The organism is Lysinibacillus sp. NPDC086135 (genome assembly GCF_044746345.1).
In the GTDB taxonomy this organism is placed as follows: Bacteria; Bacillota; Bacilli; order Bacillales_A; family Planococcaceae; genus Lysinibacillus.
In genome coordinates this window covers 487,448-507,279 of sequence record NZ_JBIVCA010000001.1, presented here as the reverse complement: position 1 = coordinate 507,279, position 19,832 = coordinate 487,448, and the positions used below count along the sequence as shown (strand labels likewise).

The window sequence follows — 19,832 nt, the reverse complement described above, 5'->3', positions numbered from 1 at the left end:
TTCTAGTCCTCGTTGTTCTTTTTAATATAAAACTTAACAAGCTCTTCTAGAATTTCGTCACGCTCAAGCTTGCGAATTAAATTACGAGCATCCTGATGGCGAGGAATATACGCCGGATCACCAGAAAGTAAATAACCGACAATCTGATTGATAGGGTTATATCCCTTTTCCTCTAATGAAGAATGTACTTTCAACATTACCTGCTTGACTTCCTGTTCCATTGATTCTTCTGGAAAATTAAATTTCATAGTTTGATCAAATGAACTCATGACCAGCACCTCGCTTTCAGAAATAAGGAGATGTGCAAAAGCTCATCTCCAATTTCTCTTTATTATAACATGTTTTGGCGGATTAATTAAATGGATTTAACATAATCATACACAGAAAGTAGTGCTTCATCAAGTTTTGACCCTTCTTTCGCACCTGCCATCGCCATATCTGGACGACCGCCACCTTTACCACCACATGCTTCAGCTACCATTTTTACGATATTTCCTGCGTGGTAATTACCACCAACTAAATCTTTTGTTACACCAGCACATAGCATAACTTTTTCGCCATCGACAGCACCAAGAACGATAACAGCTTTAGGCATTTTTGCTTTCAAGTCGTCCATCATTTGACGAAGTTGATTATTGTCCTTCGCCTCAACTTTAGTAGATAAAACAGTTACATCCCCAAAAGTTTGCGCTGCATCCACAATTGCGCCTGCTTGTGCATTCGCGATTTTTTGTGATAATGCCTCATTTTCACGTTGTAAATCTTTGTAGTCAGCTTGTAACGCTTGTACTTTTGTCACAATATCTTTTGAATTTGCTTTTAATAATGCTGCAGCATCGTTTAATAGAGCTTCTTCCTCTTTTACTGCTTCATAAGCAACTTTACCCGTCACAGCCTCGATACGACGTGTACCTGCACCGATACCACCTTCTGAAACAATTTTGAAGAAACCAATTTCAGAAGAACGTTTTACGTGAATACCACCGCAAAGCTCAATAGAGTAGTCACCAATTGAAACAACGCGAACGATATCGCCATATTTCTCACCGAATAGCGCCATTGCTCCCATAGCTTTCGCTTCATCGATGCCTTTTTCTTCAATAACAACCTCTATATCATCCCACACTTTTTCATTTACAATACGTTCAATTTGTTGTAATTCCTCTTTTGTCACTTGTCCGAAGTGAGAGAAGTCAAAGCGTAAGCGATCAGGTCCTACATATGATCCTGCTTGGCTAACATGGTCGCCCAGTACATCTTTTAGCGCACGTTGCATAATATGTGTTGCTGTATGGTTTTTAATAATTAAATTACGTTCTTCACGGCTAACTACTGCTTTCACTGCATCTTCAACTTGCATTTCGCCAGATTCTACAAGTACAGTATGAAGCGGCTGACCATTTGGAGCTTTTTGTACATCTTTTACAATAGCAGTAAAGTTATCATTAGAAATAACACCGCTATCCGCTATTTGACCACCCATTTCAGCATAGAATGGTGTTTTAGCTAAAATAACTAATGCTTCTTGCCCTTCAGATGCTACCTTTGACACTTGCCCGTTGACAATGATCGCTGCAATTTCTGTATTTGTCGTTAATGTATCATAACCAACAAATTCACTCGCAACCGTCAAGTTTGCTAACACTTCGTTTTGTACTTGCATAGAATCCACATCTTGACGAGCTGCACGTGCGCGTTCACGTTGTTCTTCCATTGCTGCTTCAAAGCCTTCATGATCTACCTTCATGTCTACTTCTTCTGCATACTCTTCTGTTAATTCGATTGGGAAACCATAAGTATCATATAATCGGAATGCATCTGCACCTGGAATATAGTCATGGCCAGCTGCTTTTTGAGCTTCTACTACTTCGTTAAAGATAGCAAGACCACCGTCTAATGTTTCATGGAAGCGAATTTCTTCATTTTTAATAACACGTTGGATAAACTCACATTTTTCCGTTACTTCTGGGTAGAAATCATTCATAATTTCACCAACAGTCGGTACTAATTCAAACATAAATGGCTTTTCAATGCCGATTTGTTTTGCATAGCGCACTGCACGACGTAGTAAACGACGTAATACATAACCACGACCTTCATTTGAAGGAAGAGCACCGTCACCAATGGCAAACGCCACTGTACGGATATGGTCAGCGATAACTTTAAATGGTGTATTAATATCCTCTTCCGAACCGAAGATTTCACTTAGTGCTACTTCACCTGGACGTTTGTATTTGCGATTCGCTAACTGCTCAATTTTTTCAATAATCGGCATGAATAAATCAGTATCAAAGTTCGTTGGAACATTTTGAACAACTGATACGATACGCTCTAGCCCCATACCAGTATCAATATTTTGTTTTGGAAGTGGTGTATACGTACCATCAGGATTATGGTTGAATTGAGAGAACACTAAGTTCCAAATTTCAAGATAACGTTCATTTTCACCACCTGGGTACATTTCTGGATCATTTTCATCTGAACCGTATTCTTCCCCACGGTCATAAAAAATTTCTGAGTTAGGACCAGATGGACCTTCACCAATATCCCAGAAGTTCCCCTCAAGTCGGATTAAACGCTCTTCAGGAATACCAATTTCGTTATGCCAAACGTCATACGCCTCTTGATCTTCAGGATGGATCGTAATAGATAAAAGCTCTGGGTCAAAGCCCATCCATTTTTTGTCCGTTAAAAATTCCCAGGCGAAATGAATAGCTTCTTTTTTGAAGTAATCCCCAATTGAGAAGTTACCTAGCATTTCGAAAAATGTATGATGTCGAGCCGTTTTACCTACGTTTTCAATATCATTTGTACGAATTGATTTTTGTGCATTTGTAATACGTGGATTTTCAGGAATGATACGACCATCGAAATATGGTTTAAGTGTTGCGACACCTGAGTTAATCCAAAGTAATGATGGGTCATTGATTGGCACAAGTGGTGCTGATGGTTCATGATGATGACTTTTTTCTTTAAAGAATTCTAAATACATGCGACGAATTTCTACTGCTTTCATTTGAAAAGTTCCTCCCTATATGTTTTGTAAAATCACGAAATGAATCCGCAAATCAATTTTGCCTTGGCGTAAGCTTTCACGCAGATAAACATAAAAAAGCCCACATCCCAAAAAAGGGACGAGGACTTGTGATTTGTCTCGCGGTACCACCCTAGTTGTAAGTAAAAGTATACTTACCTCTTTAGCACTTGTAACGTAAGTGAACGGCAGGGATTAACTGCACTCTGGAGTAGCTTTCGGTATTTGCTATTGTGAGGATTTTTTCAGCCAAGAAATCCCTTTCTTTTACACGCACAAATACGTACTTTTTCCATCATCGTATTTTACTATTTTCTAACGAGAATTATAAAAAAAATATGTTCTTCTGTCAATTGGCACTATAATTGCTAATCATAACTAAGCAATCATTTTTTTAAAATAAGCCCACATTCCCCAAGTAAAAACGACTAGAAACACAGTAATTATGATTGTCGCTATTGGAGAATTTTGATATGGTAACGGAACATTCATTCCGAAAAAGCTTGTAATGACTGATAAAGGTAACATAATAGTTGAAATGACCGTTAATAAATTGAGCTTTTCTATTGATTTACCACTTATAATAGAAAAATACGTATCCAAAGTACTGTTTACTAAATCTCTATAAGTTTCTGTTGATTCTACAATTCGTTCTAGATGATCATTTAAATCTTTATAGAAAGGTATATTTTCCTCACGAATTTCAAATTTCCACTGTCCATTACTATTTGAAAAAATTCTTTTTTGGGGCATAATTGCTTGTCGAATTAAAATAATAGTTCTTTTTAGTGCAAGGAATTCTTCCGTAACTTCTTTTGGTTCATAATCATATATTTCTTCTTCTAGCTCATCAATCCGTGCTCTAATTCGCTCTAAAACTGGGAAGTATTCATCCGTAATGCCATCGATAATTGTATGCAATAGAAAATCGGTACCCTTATCTAAATACTTTGTACTATTTAAACACACATTCTCAATATGACCTAGCCATTTAAGTTTTTGTTTATGAACCGTTACAACATAGTTAGGACCCATAAAAATGTTTAACTCTACTGTTGTTATTTCATTGCTGCTTTTTTCATTATAAATTGGTGCATGGAAAACAAAAAATTTATATTCCCCATAATTATCCATTTTAGGACGTGAACCTTCATTAAGACAGTCCTCAACTGCTAATGGATGAAAACCAAATATTTCAGCTATATCATTCAAGTCGTTGTAATTGTATGCATATAAATCAACCCATAACAAATCCTCAGCATGGAGGTTATGATTAAATTCTTTAATCTCAAAATTATGTTGTACTGCGCTATTTCCTTTTTTAAAATAATGGATTTTTATCATTGTTCTTCACCTCATGTTTAATTATTTAAGGAAAACAAATAGGTGACGTTATTGATTATAATTTAGCTTGTTTTAGAAGCGTTTCTCATCAATACCCATTCGTTTTTGGCGATAAGAAATCGACAATCCTTAATTCTTCACTACTACCTAACATTTTCGTATTCGGTTCAGGGCCACTATCCATTTCTCATCACCTTCCTTAAATAACAAAAACACACCTTCAACGAATGAAGGCGTGTTGAATACACGTATCAAAGAACAGCATAGTTAAAAAACTACTCTGCTTTCTTCCTTCAAACGTTGAGTTTTAGCACTATGCGGCATAGGGATTACACCAGCTACGTTAAAAAACACCTTATTTCGATGATTTCTGTTGACCCATTGGCGTCTCTCGACATTTTTGGGCAGTAGCGTATCTCCAGCATAGGAGCCTCACCTAACGAAGGGATTGTTATTTTTATAGTTCCTGTAAATCATAATGCATAGTGTGACAACTGTCAAACGGAACATCGAATTTTAAAAATCTTTAAACAGTTGCCCACTAAAATTAATGATTATTTTTCAAAAAGTTTTCTACCCGATTAACGAATTCTTCTCTATTATAAGAATTATAAAGTGCGCTGGCTAAACGAACTGAGTCCCCAAAGAAAAAGCGCTCATATAGTGTTTGTCTTGTACCAAAGCTGCTCATCGTTAAATCCCAAGCTAGGCGGAATTTTTTGACGCGCTCCTTTCCACCATCCTGAAAAGACTGTAAATAATGCTCAAGGTCGCCGTCATCCGCAGTAAATGCTTTTTCACTTGGAATGGACATTAATCCGCTTGCGCCAAGTAACTGGATAATTTCTGTAAAGGTCGGATATACTTTAGGGAACATCTGAATAGCTACTTGTACTGTTGGAAGATCAGGTCTTATAAAACCAAATTCATCTCTTTTTGCTTCTACTTCAGACTTTATCAGTAAGGCCTTCATCGTTTCTAATGTCACGATGATATCCACGACCTTTTGCTGCACATGTTGATATCCGCCAATATTTATCGTATTTACAATTGACTGTACAACACCTAAGACAAATTCTGTTTTAGCAATTTGACGTGTCAGAACTTGATGTAAACCATATGTTTGAAAACCACTTACGTTCAAAAAATTATTGGCAACTTCCACATTCTCATAATAAAAGACGCGTTCCCACGGCACTACAACATTATCAAACACAACGATTGCATCCATTTCCTCGTAACGACTACTTAATGGATAATCAAAAACCGATTCCCCTCCGACAAATGATTGCCTACATAAAAACTTTAAACCTTTTGTATTACTTGGGATTGAGAAAGCAAAGCCTTTTCCTTCATCAAAACCATTTGTTGATATGACAAGGAGTTCATCTGTAATTCCTCCCTGTGTCGCTAGTAATCTCGCACCTTTAATTACTAATCCCTCGCTCGTTTTATCTACAATTTTAGCAGCAATTGTTACATCTTCATCTTCAAAATAAAATTTTTGACGGTTTACTTGTGGCTCGATAAATGTATGTGTCATCGTCAAATCGTTCTCACGAGCATACTCATAAAATTTTAACAAATGCTGCGGGAAGCAATTTGGCTTATCTTTCAAATATTCTGCTACTGATGCTAGCGCCATTAATGTCGTATTCATGTAATCCGGGCTTCTCCCCATAAGGCCATTATTGCATAATGCCCACTCTCGTATTGCATTACGTCTTTTCACGAGATCATCGACTGTGACCGCTTGAAGGAAAGACATACCTACACGCTTATTACTTGTTGGTGAAACATATGTCATCTTTTCAAACAATGCCTCTTCATTTTGTAAATCAAAAAGCCTTGCCTGACTCTGCATTACTCCCTTAAACGCTGGATGCTCAGACACCTTCCCTGTGACAACTTTCCCATCAATCGAAATATAAGTTTGTAAAGCGTCAATACGGTCAATATATTGTTTTCCTGTAATTACTGGCATGCAGTCACCCCTAAACGTTACAAATGTTTTTATACTTGATTAGTATATGAATTTCCCTAATATTAGGTTCCAATTACGGCAACTGTATTATAGCAAACCCTCAGTTTCTCTATACTGTATTACTTTTTAAATACAGTTAAAAGTCTGCAATTATTGCACGATTTTCAGTTACTTTAGATAAAACCGATTTCAATTAGCACTTTTTAAACGAGTTCAATTTTGCGACACATTCACAAAAAAGTCCTTTTCAACTAGTACAGATTCGCTAGATTTTTTGTATATGTAGGTGTAAGATAGCTTCGTAACCAAAACAAAAACATCTTTTTATAAAAGGAGAATATATATGAATAAACAAATCGTCTCATATGTTGCGGAAATGGAAGCTGCTTTAATGAATAAAATGGAGGATCATAATGAAGAAAATCTTTTATTTTCTATTGCTTCAGATATGATTGCCAAAGAAAAAGATCAATTTAAAAATGTTTGCCAAGCATATGAAGTCGTTAAACATCATTTAGTTGGTATTCACTAAATCAATTGCCACGCGAAAGCATAGCGGCAGCAGCAGATGTTTTTTGCGCGAAAGCGAAGCGTCAGCAGCAGATGTTTGGACACCCGCTGGAAGAAGTTAAAAAATCGCACAAAAAACCCGATCAATTCAGAATTGATCGGGTTTTATAAATTTTACTGCGCGTATGGGAGAACCATTTTTTGGAATTGCGCATTTGTTGTTTGTTGATTACTAGATAAGCGTTTAATTTGATAGACATCATCGTACGGATTGTTATAGCCATGCTTCGTTGAAAATGCCATTGTGAATCCAACTTCCTTTACCGCATTAATGATATTCGCATTATATTGCCCAAACGGATAAGCAAAAGCCTTAGCATTCGGAATAATTGCTATACTACGCTGTAAATCCTGAACAACCTCACGATAAGGGGTTAGAAGCATTTTGCCTTTATTCCCTTCTAAAACATGTAAATTGTAAGTGTGTGAATCAAACGCAAAAACATCTTGCATATTTGTTATATCTTGACGTGAAAGGGGCTGTAAATCATTATAATTAAAAATTTGCCCATCTTTCGCACTTTCATTACGGGACGTAATTAAAAATTGTGTAGCTTTAAAGCCATTGTTTTTAAGTACAGGATACGCATATTCACGTGTCGACAATAGGCCATCATCAAAAGTCAAAACAATTGAATAGGCAGGCAGTGTAATTTCATTGCGCATAAAACGCCATAATTCATCTACAGTAATGGTTTCGTAGTTTTTACTTTTTAAATACTGCATTTCTTTTGTAAATTGAACATCTGTTACCGTAGTACTTAAATTTTTGAAACGCCCAAGCTCATGCTCTTTTAATACATGATGATACATCATTACTGGAACGCCACGATCAATCGCTACTTTAGAGCTATGGATATATCCTTCACGGCCGCCAAGTACTGTTACGTACCAAGCCCCTTCTTTCCGCAATATCGGATAACGGCGATTTGTATCTAGTTTAGCAAATGGCTGCATCGCTTTTGTTTTATTATCATAAATCTCACTGTTTGCAGAAGTAGGGATGAAATACTCATTTTTCATGTCATTGTCCTTACCAACATTTTTATATGAAGGAGTATTTAAAAATTTCACCTTTGATTTTTCGGCATAAACATATGATTTCCCCCAACGAACTTGAACATATATTGGGTCCATTGAATCTACAACTTCTAGCTGTTGCCCTTTTATTAACGTAGCAATAGCCATCTCTTCTTCACGGCGGAAATCATAAAGCATTACGTTTTCTAACGCCTCTATATAGCCATTTTGTTTACTAGGAGGAGGAGGAGTTGTAGTTGGTCCTTCAACAGGCTTTGTGGTATTTGTATTTGTATTTGTATTTGTATTTGTTGAATTTTGACCTTTTTCTTTCACTACAAAATTACTATGTACGTAGCCTAAGCGTCCGTTCACAGCAATTCCATACCAATTACCCATTCCGCTAAATATAGGGAAGCGAACTCCCTCTGACAATGTAGCAAATTGAACAAGTTTACTGCCAGTATTATCGTAAATCGGTGCAACCTTTGTTGCGACAATATAATCCGTTATTTTAGCAACAGTTGGGACTGTGTTTTTATAAGTTGTTGCTGGAACAACGGTTGTATAACGTTTTTCAACATAACCATAATAACCAGCCCAACGAATTTGCCACCAATTGGCTCCATAATCTTTTGTTACTTCAAAAGTTTGTCCTGCAGATAATGTCCCCACCTGAATTAGTGAGCCTGAACGATTATCAAAGACAGTTGCTTCCTCATTCATTTGGATGACAGTATTTTTTGCATATGCTTTTTCTGCAAAAGGTAATAGCATCATGAATAGAAGCAATAATAATAAGCGTTTCAATTTATTCACCTCAAAAAATTTTTAATTATCTTTTACTGCAATCATTAGACGATTTTCCAACCAATAAAAGTTTATTGGTATTAATTTCATAAATCATATTTTCCAAGATCTTATTGAGGAGGTGCCCAATCTATTGTTTCAGAACTCTTGGTGCTAAAGGGATTAAATTTATGATATTAACTCATTTATCTAAATAATCATACGGCGAGACACCCTCCATTCCAATCAATGGATGGATATATGGTTCTGTTTCTACCGTTAGTTTGAAATCAATGGATTGTTTTTCTTGTTGTAAATCTTCGTTTAATGGAATCGTTTCTACCTCTACAATTTCCATTGGATTGAGTCTTGCACGGAGAGACGTAAAGCGCTGTAAATCATCCGTACGCTGTAAGCCATCTGCTAGCACATCCGGCTCGCCACATAAAATTAAGAAATTTTTAGCACGCGTAATACCTGTATATAACAAATTACGACGCAGCATTTTAGAATAACCTCGTACAACCGGCATAATAACTGTTTGGAACTCAGAGCCTTGCGATTTATGAATAGAACAACAGTAGGCAAGTGTCAATTGATTGAGATCACTTCGTTGATAAGTTACTTCAATACCGTCGAATGACACAACAAGCAAATCTTGTTTCTCAATTGTTTCCTTTGCCTTAATAATACTAATTACCTCACCCATATCACCATTAAAAACATTGCTTTCTGGTTGATTGACAAGCTGTAAAACTTTGTCCTTTATGCGATATGTGACATCACCAAAAACGAGCTCTTTTCTAGTACCAGTATCGTTTGGATTAATAAGTTCTTGAATCATTTTATTTAAATTGTCTATTCCTGCTGGACCTTTGTACATAGGTGCTAACACTTGGATATTACGGATTTCTTGACCTTTCACAACCGCACTTTTCACAACCTGAGTGACAACGCTTGCTACCTGATCTGGGGAGGCTTTAATAAATGAACGGTCAGACGTTTTTAATGTTAGGTCATTTGTGATATTACCACGTTTAATTTGATGAGCAAGCTCAATAATCGTTGAGCCCTCTGCTTGTCGATAAACATCTGTCAATTCCACAGTAGGTATTTGCCCGGATGCCAACAAATCCTTTAACACTTGTCCTGGTCCTACTGGTGGAAGCTGATCTTGATCTCCTACAAAAACGACTTGTACATCCTCATGCAAGGATTTTAATAGTTGATGCGCGAGCCAAGTATCGACCATCGACATTTCGTCTACAATAATGAGTTTTCCTGTTACCTCACGCTCAGTTTCTTCCTCTTTTTCCTGACCTGTAAAGCCTAGCAACCGATGAATTGTCATTGCTGGAAGTTCTGTCGATTCCGATAGACGCTTGGCTGCACGTCCTGTTGGAGCACATAAAATAATCGGAAAAGGTTCTTCTTTTTGTGCATATTCCTTCGGGTTCATTGATAATCCATGTAGCTTTGCATACACTTCTACCACACCCCGAACAACAGTTGTTTTACCTGTCCCAGGTCCACCAGTTAAAATCATAACGGCGGAATTTAGTGCTTGTTCAATCGCATTCGCTTGCGTTTCAGCATATGTGACATTAAGAAATTCTTCTGTTTCACCAATCGCTTTACGTATTTCGTCCTTACTAAAATGTTCAGCCTTATTGTTACGTTCGATTAAAGCTAATATTTTTGATGCAATTCCTACTTCTGAGAAATATAGAGATGGTAAATATAGCCTTGTTTCTTCCCCGCAAATTTTACTTTCCTCGCGCAATTCGATGCAAGCTTTAGAAATGATCTCAAAGGGAATTTCCTCTCGTTGGCTTTGCTCAAGCATATTTTTTACTAGTGGTAAAACATTTTCTGCATCTAAATACACATGCCCATCCGATAAAGCTGCTGTATTTAGAGTATGTAAAATCGCCGCCTTAATACGGTCTGGATGATTGCCAGTAATTCCTAATTTTGCACCTAGCTCGTCGGCACGAAAGAAACCAACACCTTCTACATCTTCAATCAGGCGATATGGATTTTCAGTTAATAATTCAACGGCCTCTGTTCGATATGTTTGGTAAATTTTCATGCCGAGCTGTGGTCCGAAACCCCATTCATTAAGTTGGATCATCACTCGTTCTAAGCCTAGATTTTGTTCAATGGTACGATGGATAACCTCTTTTTTTTCAGCAGATAAACGAGGCACAGCATCAAGAGCATTTGGGTCCTCTAAAATAAGACGTAACGCATTTGCTCCTAATTTCTCTACGATTGTTTCAGCAGTTTTTTTTCCGATTCCAACAAACAAATCACTCGATAAGTAATGAATAATGCCCTGCTCTGTTGCTGGTACTTCCTTTGTAAATGTCTCAATTTGAAATTGCACACCATATTTTGGATGTTGTTTCAATAAACCAGTAAAACGATATTGTTCATCCATCTGTAACGGCGGAAAATATCCAACAACTATTATTTCCTTATCTTCATACTGTAAGTTGGTCTCTTGAATTTTCACACGAACAATCGAATACATATTTTGTGCATTATGGAAGATAGAGACGATTGGGCGTCCGAGTATAAAAAATTTATTTAGTTCAAATAAATCCAGGTTTTCTGCCATTCTCGGTTCGTCCTTTCGTGTTCATTTCAACCATATTATTTTACCACACCATAACGTGAAAAATCGTTTAAAAAGAGAATTCAATAAATTTCAATCAATATTAATCCATTTTAATCAATTATGCCTAGGTATAATTTCGTGACATCCGCTTCACTTTAGGTCAACAAACAACAAATGTTTATTGCGCGAAAGCGAAGCGGCAGCGGCAAGATGTTGGTCATTCTGGCGTTTTCACAGGATGTGAAGCTCTAAGCATGCATTCCTCTATTTCAGCGATGTTTCAATACCCGCTGTAAAGGGATTAAAACCCTTGTTTCACCACTTATAGAGGTGGGAGACTTCTCTTAGCTGACATTTTGCTTTCGCTACATAAAACATTTGCTGAAAGAAGTTAAATTTGTATTGATAAAAAACATTTCACGGTTTTCATCATCCTTTCCATGCTATGATATAGGTGAATTTGTCGCACGGAAGGATTGTGAAACTATTGGAATTTAGACCTTGCATTGATTTACACGATGGCAAAGTAAAACAAATTGTTGGCAGCACACTAGGTCATAAAGATCAAGAAGTTATCGAGAACTTTATTTCAAATCATGACTCTAGTTATTATGCAAAAATGTTTGCTAAAGATCAATTAACAGGTGGTCACATCATTATGCTAGGTGATGGAAACGAAGAAGCTGCATTAGTAGCATTAGCAGCATATCCTCAAGGGTTGCAGGTTGGTGGCGGCATCACCACGGAAAATGCAAATAAGTATATTGATGCGGGAGCTACCCATGTTATTGTCACATCATTTATTTTCTATGATGGTAAGCTTCATTTAGATCGACTAAAGCAATTAGTACAGATTGTTGGTAAACAACATCTTGTCATCGATTTAAGCTGCCGTCTGCGCGATGGAAAATGGTTTGTTGTTACTGATAAATGGACAAAGTTTAGTGACTTTGAAGTAAATGCCGAGTCTATTGCATTTATCGAAAATTTCTGTGATGAACTACTTATTCACGCTGTTGATGTGGAAGGAAAAAAAGGCGGTATGCAAGAAAGCTTAGTGCATGATTTAGCCACTTGGACAACAATTCCAACAACATATGCTGGTGGGGTTCGTTCTTTGGACGACTTAAAAAAATTTGAAAATATCGCAAATGGTAGACTTCATGTGACAATCGGTAGCGCTCTTTCAATTTTTGGTGGAGATTTACCTTATTCAGATGTGGTGAATTATTGCAAAAAAGGCGAGTTATTGTGAAGTTAATATATAAGGATTATGTTTTTCCTTTTCAAGAAACAAATTTAGAACGCATTATAGAGGGTAAAAATTTCAAGGTAACTACAAAGGATAATTCTCTTTCGTTGCATAGACAACTAGATGATGAACAAATGCTACTTGCGTTTTCAACATCTATAAAAACAACAAGCGACTTCTTATGTAATCAAGAAACAGAGCCTTATGTTGGTATTTATATCGATTTAAAAATATTTGAATTTAATAAACAATACAACTTAAATGCTGAAATTGTCGTTTAATTACTAAGGGGACTAGATACCCCTTTTTTGTTTTTACAAAGTAAATTTATGAATCAAGAATATTATACATAGATTCGGAGCCCTTATTTCTATTTAGTAACTATTTTTGTTAAGCTAATATTGAATATTAAATAATTTAGTTACTACTAAAAGAAAGGATTTTATGAAGTATGAAAAATGAACTTGAAGCAACCACTTTACAAACTTTACAAACAGAATTAACACGCTTCTTTTTAGTCTATAAATTTGCCTTGCAGGAAATTGAGACGAAAATAACTATTTTACAAGAAGAGTTTAAGCTAATTCATGAATATAACCCGATAGAGCATTTATCAACTCGCGTAAAATCACCGAAAAGCATATTATTGAAGGTCAAGAAAAAGAACCTTGAGCCATCTATTGAAGTGATTCGAGAAGATATTCGTGATATTGCAGGTGTTCGAATCACTTGCTCCTTTGTAGAAGACATATATAAAGTGAGTGCAATGCTACAGGCACAAAATGATATAGAAGTTGTGGATGTAAAGGATTATATTGCCTATCCAAAGGGAAATGGCTATCAAAGCTTGCATCTTATTATAAAAATCCCTATTTTTATGTCCGATCGTATGGAAAAGGTATATGTCGAAATTCAAATTCGTACAATTGCAATGGACTTTTGGGCCAGCCTTGAACATAAAATCTATTACAAATACAACAAGGAAGTACCTGAACATATCCGTTTTGAATTGAAGGAGGCTGCTATTCAAGTAGCTGAGTTGGATCGAAAAATGGAGCGACTTAATAAAGAAATCAATATTCTAAAAGCGAACGACACAGAATCATCAATTTTAGAAACTACTCCAATTGCACATTTAGCACAATATATATATCAACTACCATTTGATGATCTTTCAGAAGATGACGAAGACTAAAATAAATAAGGATGCTGAACTAGTTTCGGCATCCTTTCAAATTATTTTAGTTAAATCGCTGAGCAATCATATCATAAATATAACGTGCTTGGTCGTATTCTGGCTGTAATGTAAAGGCTTGTTTTAGGTGGTACATAGCATCTTCTGTTTGCTCAGTAGATACCGCATATAGTACACCTAAATTATAATGTGCATCTGCGTTATTCCAATCCTGTTCGATCAAATAGTCTAATTCCTTTTTACCTTCTTCGAACATTTCTAGCGCACATAGCACGATGGCATATGCTAGACGAATTTGTGTGTCTTCTGGTGCAAGCTCTGAAGCTCGTTGTAAGTATGGCAGTGCAAGCTTCGGATTTTCCATTCGCTCAAAACATTTGCCCATCATATAATACACATCTGCGCCTTCAATTTTATGTTTTAGTGCTTGCTCATAAAGCTTTGCTGCTTCTGCATATCGTTCCGCATTATAATATAAATTTGCTAAACCATAATAAGCAGTTGCTGCCGTTTCATCAACTGTAATTGCTTTTTGAAAAAAACGTTCTGCACGTTCAGTATCCTCTAAGACCGCTAAAAGATTTCCGAAGTTCACATAACCAATTGGGTTTTCAGGCTCTGCTTCAATCGCTTGTGTAAAAAGTTGTGCAGCATCCTCGTAGCGCTTTTCTTGAAACGCTTGAATGCCCTGCTCGTTAAAATCCATTGTTATTCCTCATCTCTATGTAGCGAAAGACTGCCTAAACTCTATACGCTTTAGGAAAGAGTATAAGCAATCTTTTTGCAAATTAACCTACATATGTTAGTTTTTCATTATTTTTAAATACTTCGTCGATTGTACCGCCACCTAAACATTCTTCACCGTCGTATAGTACCACAGCTTGTCCAGGTGTAATCGCACGTACTGGCTCAGCAAACGTAATATGTGTACGTCCGTCCTCTAAAATTTCCACTTCTACTGGTGTGTCTGTTTGACGATAACGGAATTTTGCTGTGCATGAAAATTTCCCGGGCAATTTTTTTGTCGAACTATAGCTCATTTTCACAGCAGTCAGTGAAGTTGAAAATAGCGAATCATTATTGAAGCCTTGACCAACTAGTAACACATTGCGCTCCAAATCTTTCCCTAACACGAACCAAGGTTCACCGTCGCCACCAATTCCAAGACCATGACGTTGACCAAGCGTATAGTACATTAATCCATCATGCTGGCCCATTACGACACCATCCATTGTCTCCATCTTACCAGGTTGCGCCGGTAAATATTGACTTAAAAATTCTTTGAAATTACGCTCTCCAATAAAGCAAATTCCTGTTGAATCTTTTTTCTTCGCTGTAGCTAACCCAGCTTCCTCCGCAATTTTACGGACTTCTTTTTTCTCAATATGTCCAATTGGGAACATTACATGCGATAATTGTTCCTGCGATAATTGGTTTAAGAAATACGTTTGATCTTTATTATTATCAATGCCTCGAAGCATTTTAACTTCGCCTTCGCCACTACGATCAACTCGAGCATAGTGACCTGTCGCTAAATAATCAGCTCCCAGATTCATCGCATGCTCTAAAAACGCTTTAAATTTAATTTCCTTATTACACATTACATCAGGATTTGGCGTGCGTCCTGCTTTATACTCTTCTAAAAAGTATGTGAAAACCTTATCCCAATATTGTTTTTCAAAATTCACTGCATAGTATGGAATCCCGATTTGATTACATACTTTAATAACATCATCATAGTCTTCTGTAGCTGTACAAACGCCATTTTCGTCTGTATCATCCCAGTTTTTCATAAATATCCCGATTACTTCATATCCTTGTTGTTTTAACAAATATGCAGCAACCGAAGAATCTACCCCACCCGACATGCCGACTACAACACGAATTTGTGAGGGGTCACGTGTTTCTTTCATAATTGGTCACCTTTTCTTTTATTCAAATTCCATTAAATGTATAATTTTAATAAATTATTTTTTGGCTAATCTTTTTACAATCGCTGCTGTTTTTTCTGCGGCATGTTGTACATCATCATCTGTTAAACCTTGACCGAAGCTAAAGCGGATTGAGTTACGTAATTCCTCTGTCCCTTGTCCAAACATCGCAACTAAAACGTGTGATGGGTCAATGGAACCAGCAGTACACGCAGAACCACTCGATACGCAAATACCCGCCATATCAAGATTTACTAAGAATGACTCTACTTCCATACCAGAAAAACTTACATTTAAAACGTGTGGGAGCGTATTACCTAAATCTCCATTCATATGAAATGCTAGATTCTCTTTCGTGAAAACATCCAGCAAAATTTGCTTAAAGCGATTGTATAGTGCGCGCTTTTCTTCTCGCAACTCATTTGCAATTTGCACTGCAGTCGCAAAACCAATCACTGCAGGCACATTTTCAGTACCTGCACGACGTTTTTTCTCGTGTGCTCCCCCAAATGCATAACTAGTGTATGGTGTCCCAGCTTTTTGGTATAGGAAACCAATACCTTTAGGACCATTAATCTTATGAGCTGAAACACTTAGTAAATCAACATGGAGATCAGCAACATTAATTGACTCTAAACCATATGCCTGAACGGCATCTGTATGAAAAATAGCCTTATGTTTACGTAACAAGTCACCAATTTCAGCAATCGGTTGAATCGTACCAACTTCATTATTGCCGTACATAATCGTTACTAAAATTGTATCCTCTCGCAATGCATTTCGCACATCTTCTACAGAAACACGGCCATTCCCATCAACCGGCAAATATGTCACATCAAAGCCATCTCGCTCAAGCTTTTCACAAGTATGTAACACCGCGTGATGTTCAATTTGTGTGGTAATGATATGCTTCCCTTCAGCAGCCCGTGCATAAACAGTACCAAAAATAGCCGTATTATCCGCCTCTGTTCCGCCACTTGTTATAATAATTTCTCCAGGCTGAGCACCAATTGATTGGGCAAGTATTTCACGTGCATTATCTAAATATTTACGTGCCTCTCGACCTATCCCATGAATACTTGATGCATTCCCATAAACCTGTTGCATTGCTGTAGTCATAGCGTCTATTACTTTGTCATTCATTGGTGATGACGCTGCATGATCAAGATAAATATATGAATTCATGTTGAAAACTCCTTTGTACGAAAAGCGCTAAAGACTCATCTCTCTACCTTTGGGTAGAGAGATGTGCTTTAGCCTAATTTTAAATATAGAACATATAGCCTTCCGCTACATTTTCCTCAGTATATTGAGCTAAATCCTCAATTGTCGTTGTATCTAATACATTTTTCACAGCATCACGAATGCGGAGCCATAACTCTCGCTGAGGTGCTTCTTCATTTTCAATACCTTCTACTGGTTGAATTGGACCCTCTAACACGCTAATAACATTAGCCGCTGAAATTTCACTTGGTGGATTTGCTAGCATATACCCACCATATGCACCGCGTACACTTTTCACTAAGCCTGAATTACGTAATGGTGAAACTAACTGCTCTAAGTATGCCTCAGAAAGATCCTTTTCAGCAGCAATTTTGCGTAGTGGGATAGGCCCTTCACCATAATGCTTTGCTAATTCAATCATAATCGTTAGACCATAACGGCCCTTTGTAGAAATTTTCATTTTATCACCCTCAAATAGTCTAGTCAAAAATACTACCAACAGTATATCATAATCTCCTCTCGAAGAACTCGGAAATACACTCGGAAGGTTATGATATACTATTAATTGCACCTTAAAATAATTAGGTAAAATACTATATAACGCTTCATTCTAAGCACAAAAAACAAAAATCATTGAAAACAGTTGAAAGGGGGAATTTTAATGCATAATGAACCACTCGCTTATCGCATGCGTCCTTTAACCCTCGATGAAATTGAAGGACAGCAGGATTTTATCGGTCCTAACACCGCTCTTTATAAAATGATTCAAAATGAACATGTTCCATCCATGCTGCTATATGGTGAGCCAGGTATCGGCAAAACGTCAATAGCGAATGCCATAGCAGGAAGCTCGAGGCTCCCCTTTTTCGCGCTTAATGCTACTCGTGCTGGTAAAAAAGACGTCGAGGATATTGTACAAGAAGCTAGAATCACAGGAAAAGTCCTTCTTTTTTTGGATGAGATTCATCGTTTTAATAAATTACAACAGGATGCTTTGTTGCCACATGTTGAAAACGGCTCGATCGTGTTAATTGGAGCGACAACGGAAAATCCGTACCATGATGTCAATCCCGCTATCCGCTCACGTTGTGGAGAAATATATCAACTAAAACGTTTAACGAACGAAAATATAATCGAGCTTATAAAAAAAGCACTTTCTGATGAAAGACGCGGGCTAGGTAAATATCACTTTATATTAACAGATCATCAAATTAATCAAATTGCTGAAGCAGCTAATGGTGACGCACGGAAGGCATTAACTTTGCTTGAATCAATTTATTATGCAAGTGATGAAGTAGACGGTCAAACAATCGCTGCTGATCATATCATTGAGCATCTTGTTGGCAGAATTGGCGTTTATGGTGATAAAAAAGGATCCCATTTTTATAATTTGCTATCTGCGTTACAAAAATCAGTTCGTGGAAGTGATACGAATGCAGCAATGTATTATTTAGCTCATTTATTGGAAACAGGTGATTTAGTAGCTGTTAGTCGACGCTTACTAGTTATGGCTTATGAAGATATAGGCCTTGCCAACCCTGAAGTAGGACCGCATATGCTTGCGGCTGTACAAGCGGCAGAGCGTCTAGGACTACCAGAGGCGCGTATTCCGCTTGCAAGTGCTATTATTGAAATGTGCCTTGCTTCTAAATCCAATTCTGCAATTGTAGCGATTGATGCCGCCATTGCCAGCATTCATGCAGGAAAAACAGGCGATATTCCACATCATCTACGCGATGCTCACTATGAAGGGGCAAAAGATTTAGGTCATGTAGGCTATCAATATCCCCACAACAGCCCCATCGGAACATTTGGTGGATGGATAGACCAGCAATATTTACCGGATGAGCTTGTAGGCACAGAATTTTATAAACCTGTTATTGCGGGTGAAGAAAAACGAATGGCAGGGATCTACGAAAAGCTTAAATCTTTTCATAAGGATAAAAAGTAATAAGAGTACTGAAAAACATATAAGATCGTTTTTTTATGAAAATAGGGCACTTCAATTTTAACAAGAAGCGCCTTATTTTTTTATCTTATTACCCTTTCTCTAAAAAAACAGGACAGACTACTAAACAATCATCCTGTGAAGGTTGCCTTATTTGTTGTGTAGCGTGTTTCGTAAAATCGGTTCAATGTATCTTCCACATCTTTCATCGATGGCTGTCTCGTCGTTTCTTTCTCCTCTTTGCCCTTTTCGATATCATGTAAATAATGAAGAAAATTATAGGTTTGATAGAGTAGACTAGCAAATTCCTGGGAGTTCTCCCGTACTTCAGAACGAATTGCTTTTACAGCAATTGCTTGACCAATTGATTGCTCTCTTGATGGAGAGGATTGATCATCTATATTATTATCAGTTGTTCTATATAAAAATTTTAATGACTCATATACTTCCTTGTTATCACTAAAACGTTCCTTTATCCACAATAAGACAAATTGTAATAGGACAATGGCATAAATAAGTGACAGACACTCATCTCCAAAAGATTTTTTCGACAAACGTTTAAAGGAGTCGTCTTGTGTCACAACTTCGAATATGATTAAACGAATTGGATACAAGAGCGCATGTCCGCTGTTGATATATAATTTCTCTCGATCTTTATACATAGCGAACCAAAAATCCCTAACTAATGAGATAGATTTCCTTGTTGATAAGGCTAATTGATATTGGGTAAGCTCATGTTCAAGTGTTTCTTGTATAAGCTGTTGAAATAGAAGTTCCTCACTCTCACTTACTAATAAGAGCGGTTTTTCTAATTTCGACAAATCGATGTCGATACCGTTTATTAACATTGAACTGCCCCTTTCCTATAAATTCATACAGCATGGAATAAATCTTTATCATCACCATAACGTATAGTTA

Annotated in this window: 16 protein-coding genes, 1 riboswitch and 1 other annotated feature; of the genes, 5 read left to right on the top strand and 11 right to left on the bottom strand. The window is 37.0% G+C overall.

Annotation, left to right across the window (positions count from 1 at the left end):
* Nucleotides 1–2 precede the first annotated feature (2 nt).
* The 4 genes from ACIPKN_RS02480 to hpaB form a co-directional block, all read right to left on the bottom strand.
* A complete protein-coding gene (locus ACIPKN_RS02480; RefSeq protein WP_004226839.1) occupies nucleotides 3–269 on the bottom strand; it encodes an IreB family regulatory phosphoprotein in 267 nt (88 codons plus the stop codon).
* Nucleotides 270–355: 86 nt separating this feature from the next.
* Complete coding sequence (alaS, locus tag ACIPKN_RS02475; RefSeq protein WP_400933046.1) at nucleotides 356–3,016, bottom strand: alanine--tRNA ligase; 2,661 nt, start codon at nucleotides 3,014–3,016, stop codon at nucleotides 356–358.
* A gap of 111 nt (nucleotides 3,017–3,127) precedes the next feature.
* Nucleotides 3,128–3,342, bottom strand: a binding site (T-box leader).
* Nucleotides 3,343–3,412: 70 nt separating this feature from the next.
* Nucleotides 3,413–4,378 carry a magnesium transporter CorA family protein gene (locus ACIPKN_RS02470; protein ID WP_400933044.1) on the bottom strand — a complete coding sequence of 322 codons (966 nt, stop codon included), beginning with the start codon at nucleotides 4,376–4,378 and terminating at the stop codon, nucleotides 3,413–3,415.
* A gap of 285 nt (nucleotides 4,379–4,663) precedes the next feature.
* Nucleotides 4,664–4,829: riboswitch (M-box (ykoK) riboswitch) on the bottom strand.
* Between the two features lie 96 nt (nucleotides 4,830–4,925).
* A complete protein-coding gene (hpaB, locus tag ACIPKN_RS02465) occupies nucleotides 4,926–6,362 on the bottom strand; it encodes a 4-hydroxyphenylacetate 3-monooxygenase, oxygenase component (RefSeq protein ID WP_400933042.1) in 1,437 nt (478 codons plus the stop codon).
* Nucleotides 6,363–6,705: 343 nt separating this feature from the next.
* On the opposite strand from hpaB, the gene ACIPKN_RS02460 reads away from it, so the two are divergent.
* A complete protein-coding gene (locus tag ACIPKN_RS02460; RefSeq protein ID WP_370075369.1) occupies nucleotides 6,706–6,894 on the top strand; it encodes a hypothetical protein in 189 nt (62 codons plus the stop codon).
* 152 nt (nucleotides 6,895–7,046) lie between these two features.
* Here ACIPKN_RS02460 and ACIPKN_RS02455 read toward each other — a convergent pair whose 3' ends face one another.
* Nucleotides 7,047–8,762, bottom strand: coding sequence for a polysaccharide deacetylase family protein (locus tag ACIPKN_RS02455; RefSeq protein WP_400933039.1), 1,716 nt, complete (start codon nucleotides 8,760–8,762; stop codon nucleotides 7,047–7,049).
* 181 nt (nucleotides 8,763–8,943) lie between these two features.
* Complete coding sequence (gene recD2 / locus ACIPKN_RS02450; RefSeq protein WP_400933037.1) at nucleotides 8,944–11,364, bottom strand: SF1B family DNA helicase RecD2; 2,421 nt, start codon at nucleotides 11,362–11,364, stop codon at nucleotides 8,944–8,946.
* A 487-nt stretch (nucleotides 11,365–11,851) separates the two neighbouring features.
* Between recD2 and hisA the strand changes: the two genes are divergently transcribed.
* From hisA to ACIPKN_RS02435, 3 genes are all read left to right on the top strand, one after another.
* Nucleotides 11,852–12,619 carry a phosphoribosylformimino-5-aminoimidazole carboxamide ribotide isomerase gene (hisA, locus tag ACIPKN_RS02445; protein WP_400933035.1) on the top strand — a complete coding sequence of 256 codons (768 nt, stop codon included), beginning with the start codon at nucleotides 11,852–11,854 and terminating at the stop codon, nucleotides 12,617–12,619.
* Nucleotides 12,616–12,897 carry a hypothetical protein gene (locus ACIPKN_RS02440; RefSeq protein WP_400933033.1) on the top strand — a complete coding sequence of 94 codons (282 nt, stop codon included), beginning with the start codon at nucleotides 12,616–12,618 and terminating at the stop codon, nucleotides 12,895–12,897. Before hisA ends, ACIPKN_RS02440 begins: the two co-directional genes overlap by 4 nt.
* A 170-nt stretch (nucleotides 12,898–13,067) precedes the next feature.
* Entirely contained in the window at nucleotides 13,068–13,811 is a 744-nt protein-coding gene (locus ACIPKN_RS02435) for a GTP pyrophosphokinase (RefSeq protein ID WP_400933031.1), read from the top strand.
* A 46-nt stretch (nucleotides 13,812–13,857) separates the two neighbouring features.
* Here the strand turns inward: ACIPKN_RS02435 and ACIPKN_RS02430 are convergent, their stop codons facing one another.
* The 4 genes from ACIPKN_RS02430 to cymR all read right to left on the bottom strand — a co-directional run bounded on the left by ACIPKN_RS02430 (nucleotide 13,858) and on the right by cymR (nucleotide 17,426).
* Nucleotides 13,858–14,517, bottom strand: coding sequence for a tetratricopeptide repeat protein (locus ACIPKN_RS02430; protein ID WP_400933029.1), 660 nt, complete (start codon nucleotides 14,515–14,517; stop codon nucleotides 13,858–13,860).
* Nucleotides 14,518–14,599: 82 nt separating this feature from the next.
* On the bottom strand, nucleotides 14,600–15,724 hold the full coding sequence (gene mnmA, locus ACIPKN_RS02425) for a tRNA 2-thiouridine(34) synthase MnmA (protein WP_142508960.1): 1,125 nt from the start codon (nucleotides 15,722–15,724) through the stop codon (nucleotides 14,600–14,602).
* Between the two features lie 54 nt (nucleotides 15,725–15,778).
* Nucleotides 15,779–16,927, bottom strand: a complete 1,149-nt coding sequence (locus ACIPKN_RS02420) for a cysteine desulfurase family protein (protein ID WP_400933027.1) — start codon at nucleotides 16,925–16,927, stop codon at nucleotides 15,779–15,781.
* Between the two features lie 79 nt (nucleotides 16,928–17,006).
* Nucleotides 17,007–17,426, bottom strand: coding sequence for a cysteine metabolism transcriptional regulator CymR (gene cymR / locus ACIPKN_RS02415; RefSeq protein ID WP_132356936.1), 420 nt, complete (start codon nucleotides 17,424–17,426; stop codon nucleotides 17,007–17,009).
* 201 nt (nucleotides 17,427–17,627) lie between these two features.
* On the opposite strand from cymR, the gene ACIPKN_RS02410 reads away from it, so the two are divergent.
* On the top strand, nucleotides 17,628–18,917 hold the full coding sequence (locus tag ACIPKN_RS02410) for a replication-associated recombination protein A (protein WP_400933024.1): 1,290 nt from the start codon (nucleotides 17,628–17,630) through the stop codon (nucleotides 18,915–18,917).
* A gap of 128 nt (nucleotides 18,918–19,045) precedes the next feature.
* On the opposite strand, the gene ACIPKN_RS02405 is transcribed toward ACIPKN_RS02410, so the two are convergent.
* Complete coding sequence (locus tag ACIPKN_RS02405) at nucleotides 19,046–19,762, bottom strand: hypothetical protein (RefSeq protein WP_400933022.1); 717 nt, start codon at nucleotides 19,760–19,762, stop codon at nucleotides 19,046–19,048.
* Nucleotides 19,763–19,832 lie beyond the last annotated feature (70 nt).

Excerpts from the sequence above, each read along its gene's own strand:
- ACIPKN_RS02405 (WP_400933022.1), bottom strand. The coding sequence starts at position 19,762 with ATGTTAATAAACGGTATCGACATCGATTTGTCGAAATTAGAAAAACCG.
- hpaB (WP_400933042.1), bottom strand. The coding sequence starts at position 6,362 with ATGCCAGTAATTACAGGAAAACAATATATTGACCGTATTGACGCTTTA.
- ACIPKN_RS02430 (WP_400933029.1), bottom strand. The coding sequence starts at position 14,517 with ATGGATTTTAACGAGCAGGGCATTCAAGCGTTTCAAGAAAAGCGCTAC.
- ACIPKN_RS02435 (WP_400933031.1), top strand. The coding sequence starts at position 13,068 with ATGAAAAATGAACTTGAAGCAACCACTTTACAAACTTTACAAACAGAA.
- recD2 (WP_400933037.1), bottom strand. The coding sequence starts at position 11,364 with ATGGCAGAAAACCTGGATTTATTTGAACTAAATAAATTTTTTATACTC.
- ACIPKN_RS02420 (WP_400933027.1), bottom strand. The coding sequence starts at position 16,927 with ATGAATTCATATATTTATCTTGATCATGCAGCGTCATCACCAATGAAT.
- cymR (WP_132356936.1), bottom strand. The coding sequence starts at position 17,426 with ATGAAAATTTCTACAAAGGGCCGTTATGGTCTAACGATTATGATTGAA.
- alaS (WP_400933046.1), bottom strand. The coding sequence starts at position 3,016 with ATGAAAGCAGTAGAAATTCGTCGCATGTATTTAGAATTCTTTAAAGAA.
- ACIPKN_RS02470 (WP_400933044.1), bottom strand. The coding sequence starts at position 4,378 with ATGATAAAAATCCATTATTTTAAAAAAGGAAATAGCGCAGTACAACAT.
- ACIPKN_RS02410 (WP_400933024.1), top strand. The coding sequence starts at position 17,628 with ATGCATAATGAACCACTCGCTTATCGCATGCGTCCTTTAACCCTCGAT.
- mnmA (WP_142508960.1), bottom strand. The coding sequence starts at position 15,724 with ATGAAAGAAACACGTGACCCCTCACAAATTCGTGTTGTAGTCGGCATG.
- ACIPKN_RS02460 (WP_370075369.1), top strand. The coding sequence starts at position 6,706 with ATGAATAAACAAATCGTCTCATATGTTGCGGAAATGGAAGCTGCTTTA.
- ACIPKN_RS02480 (WP_004226839.1), bottom strand. The coding sequence starts at position 269 with ATGAGTTCATTTGATCAAACTATGAAATTTAATTTTCCAGAAGAATCA.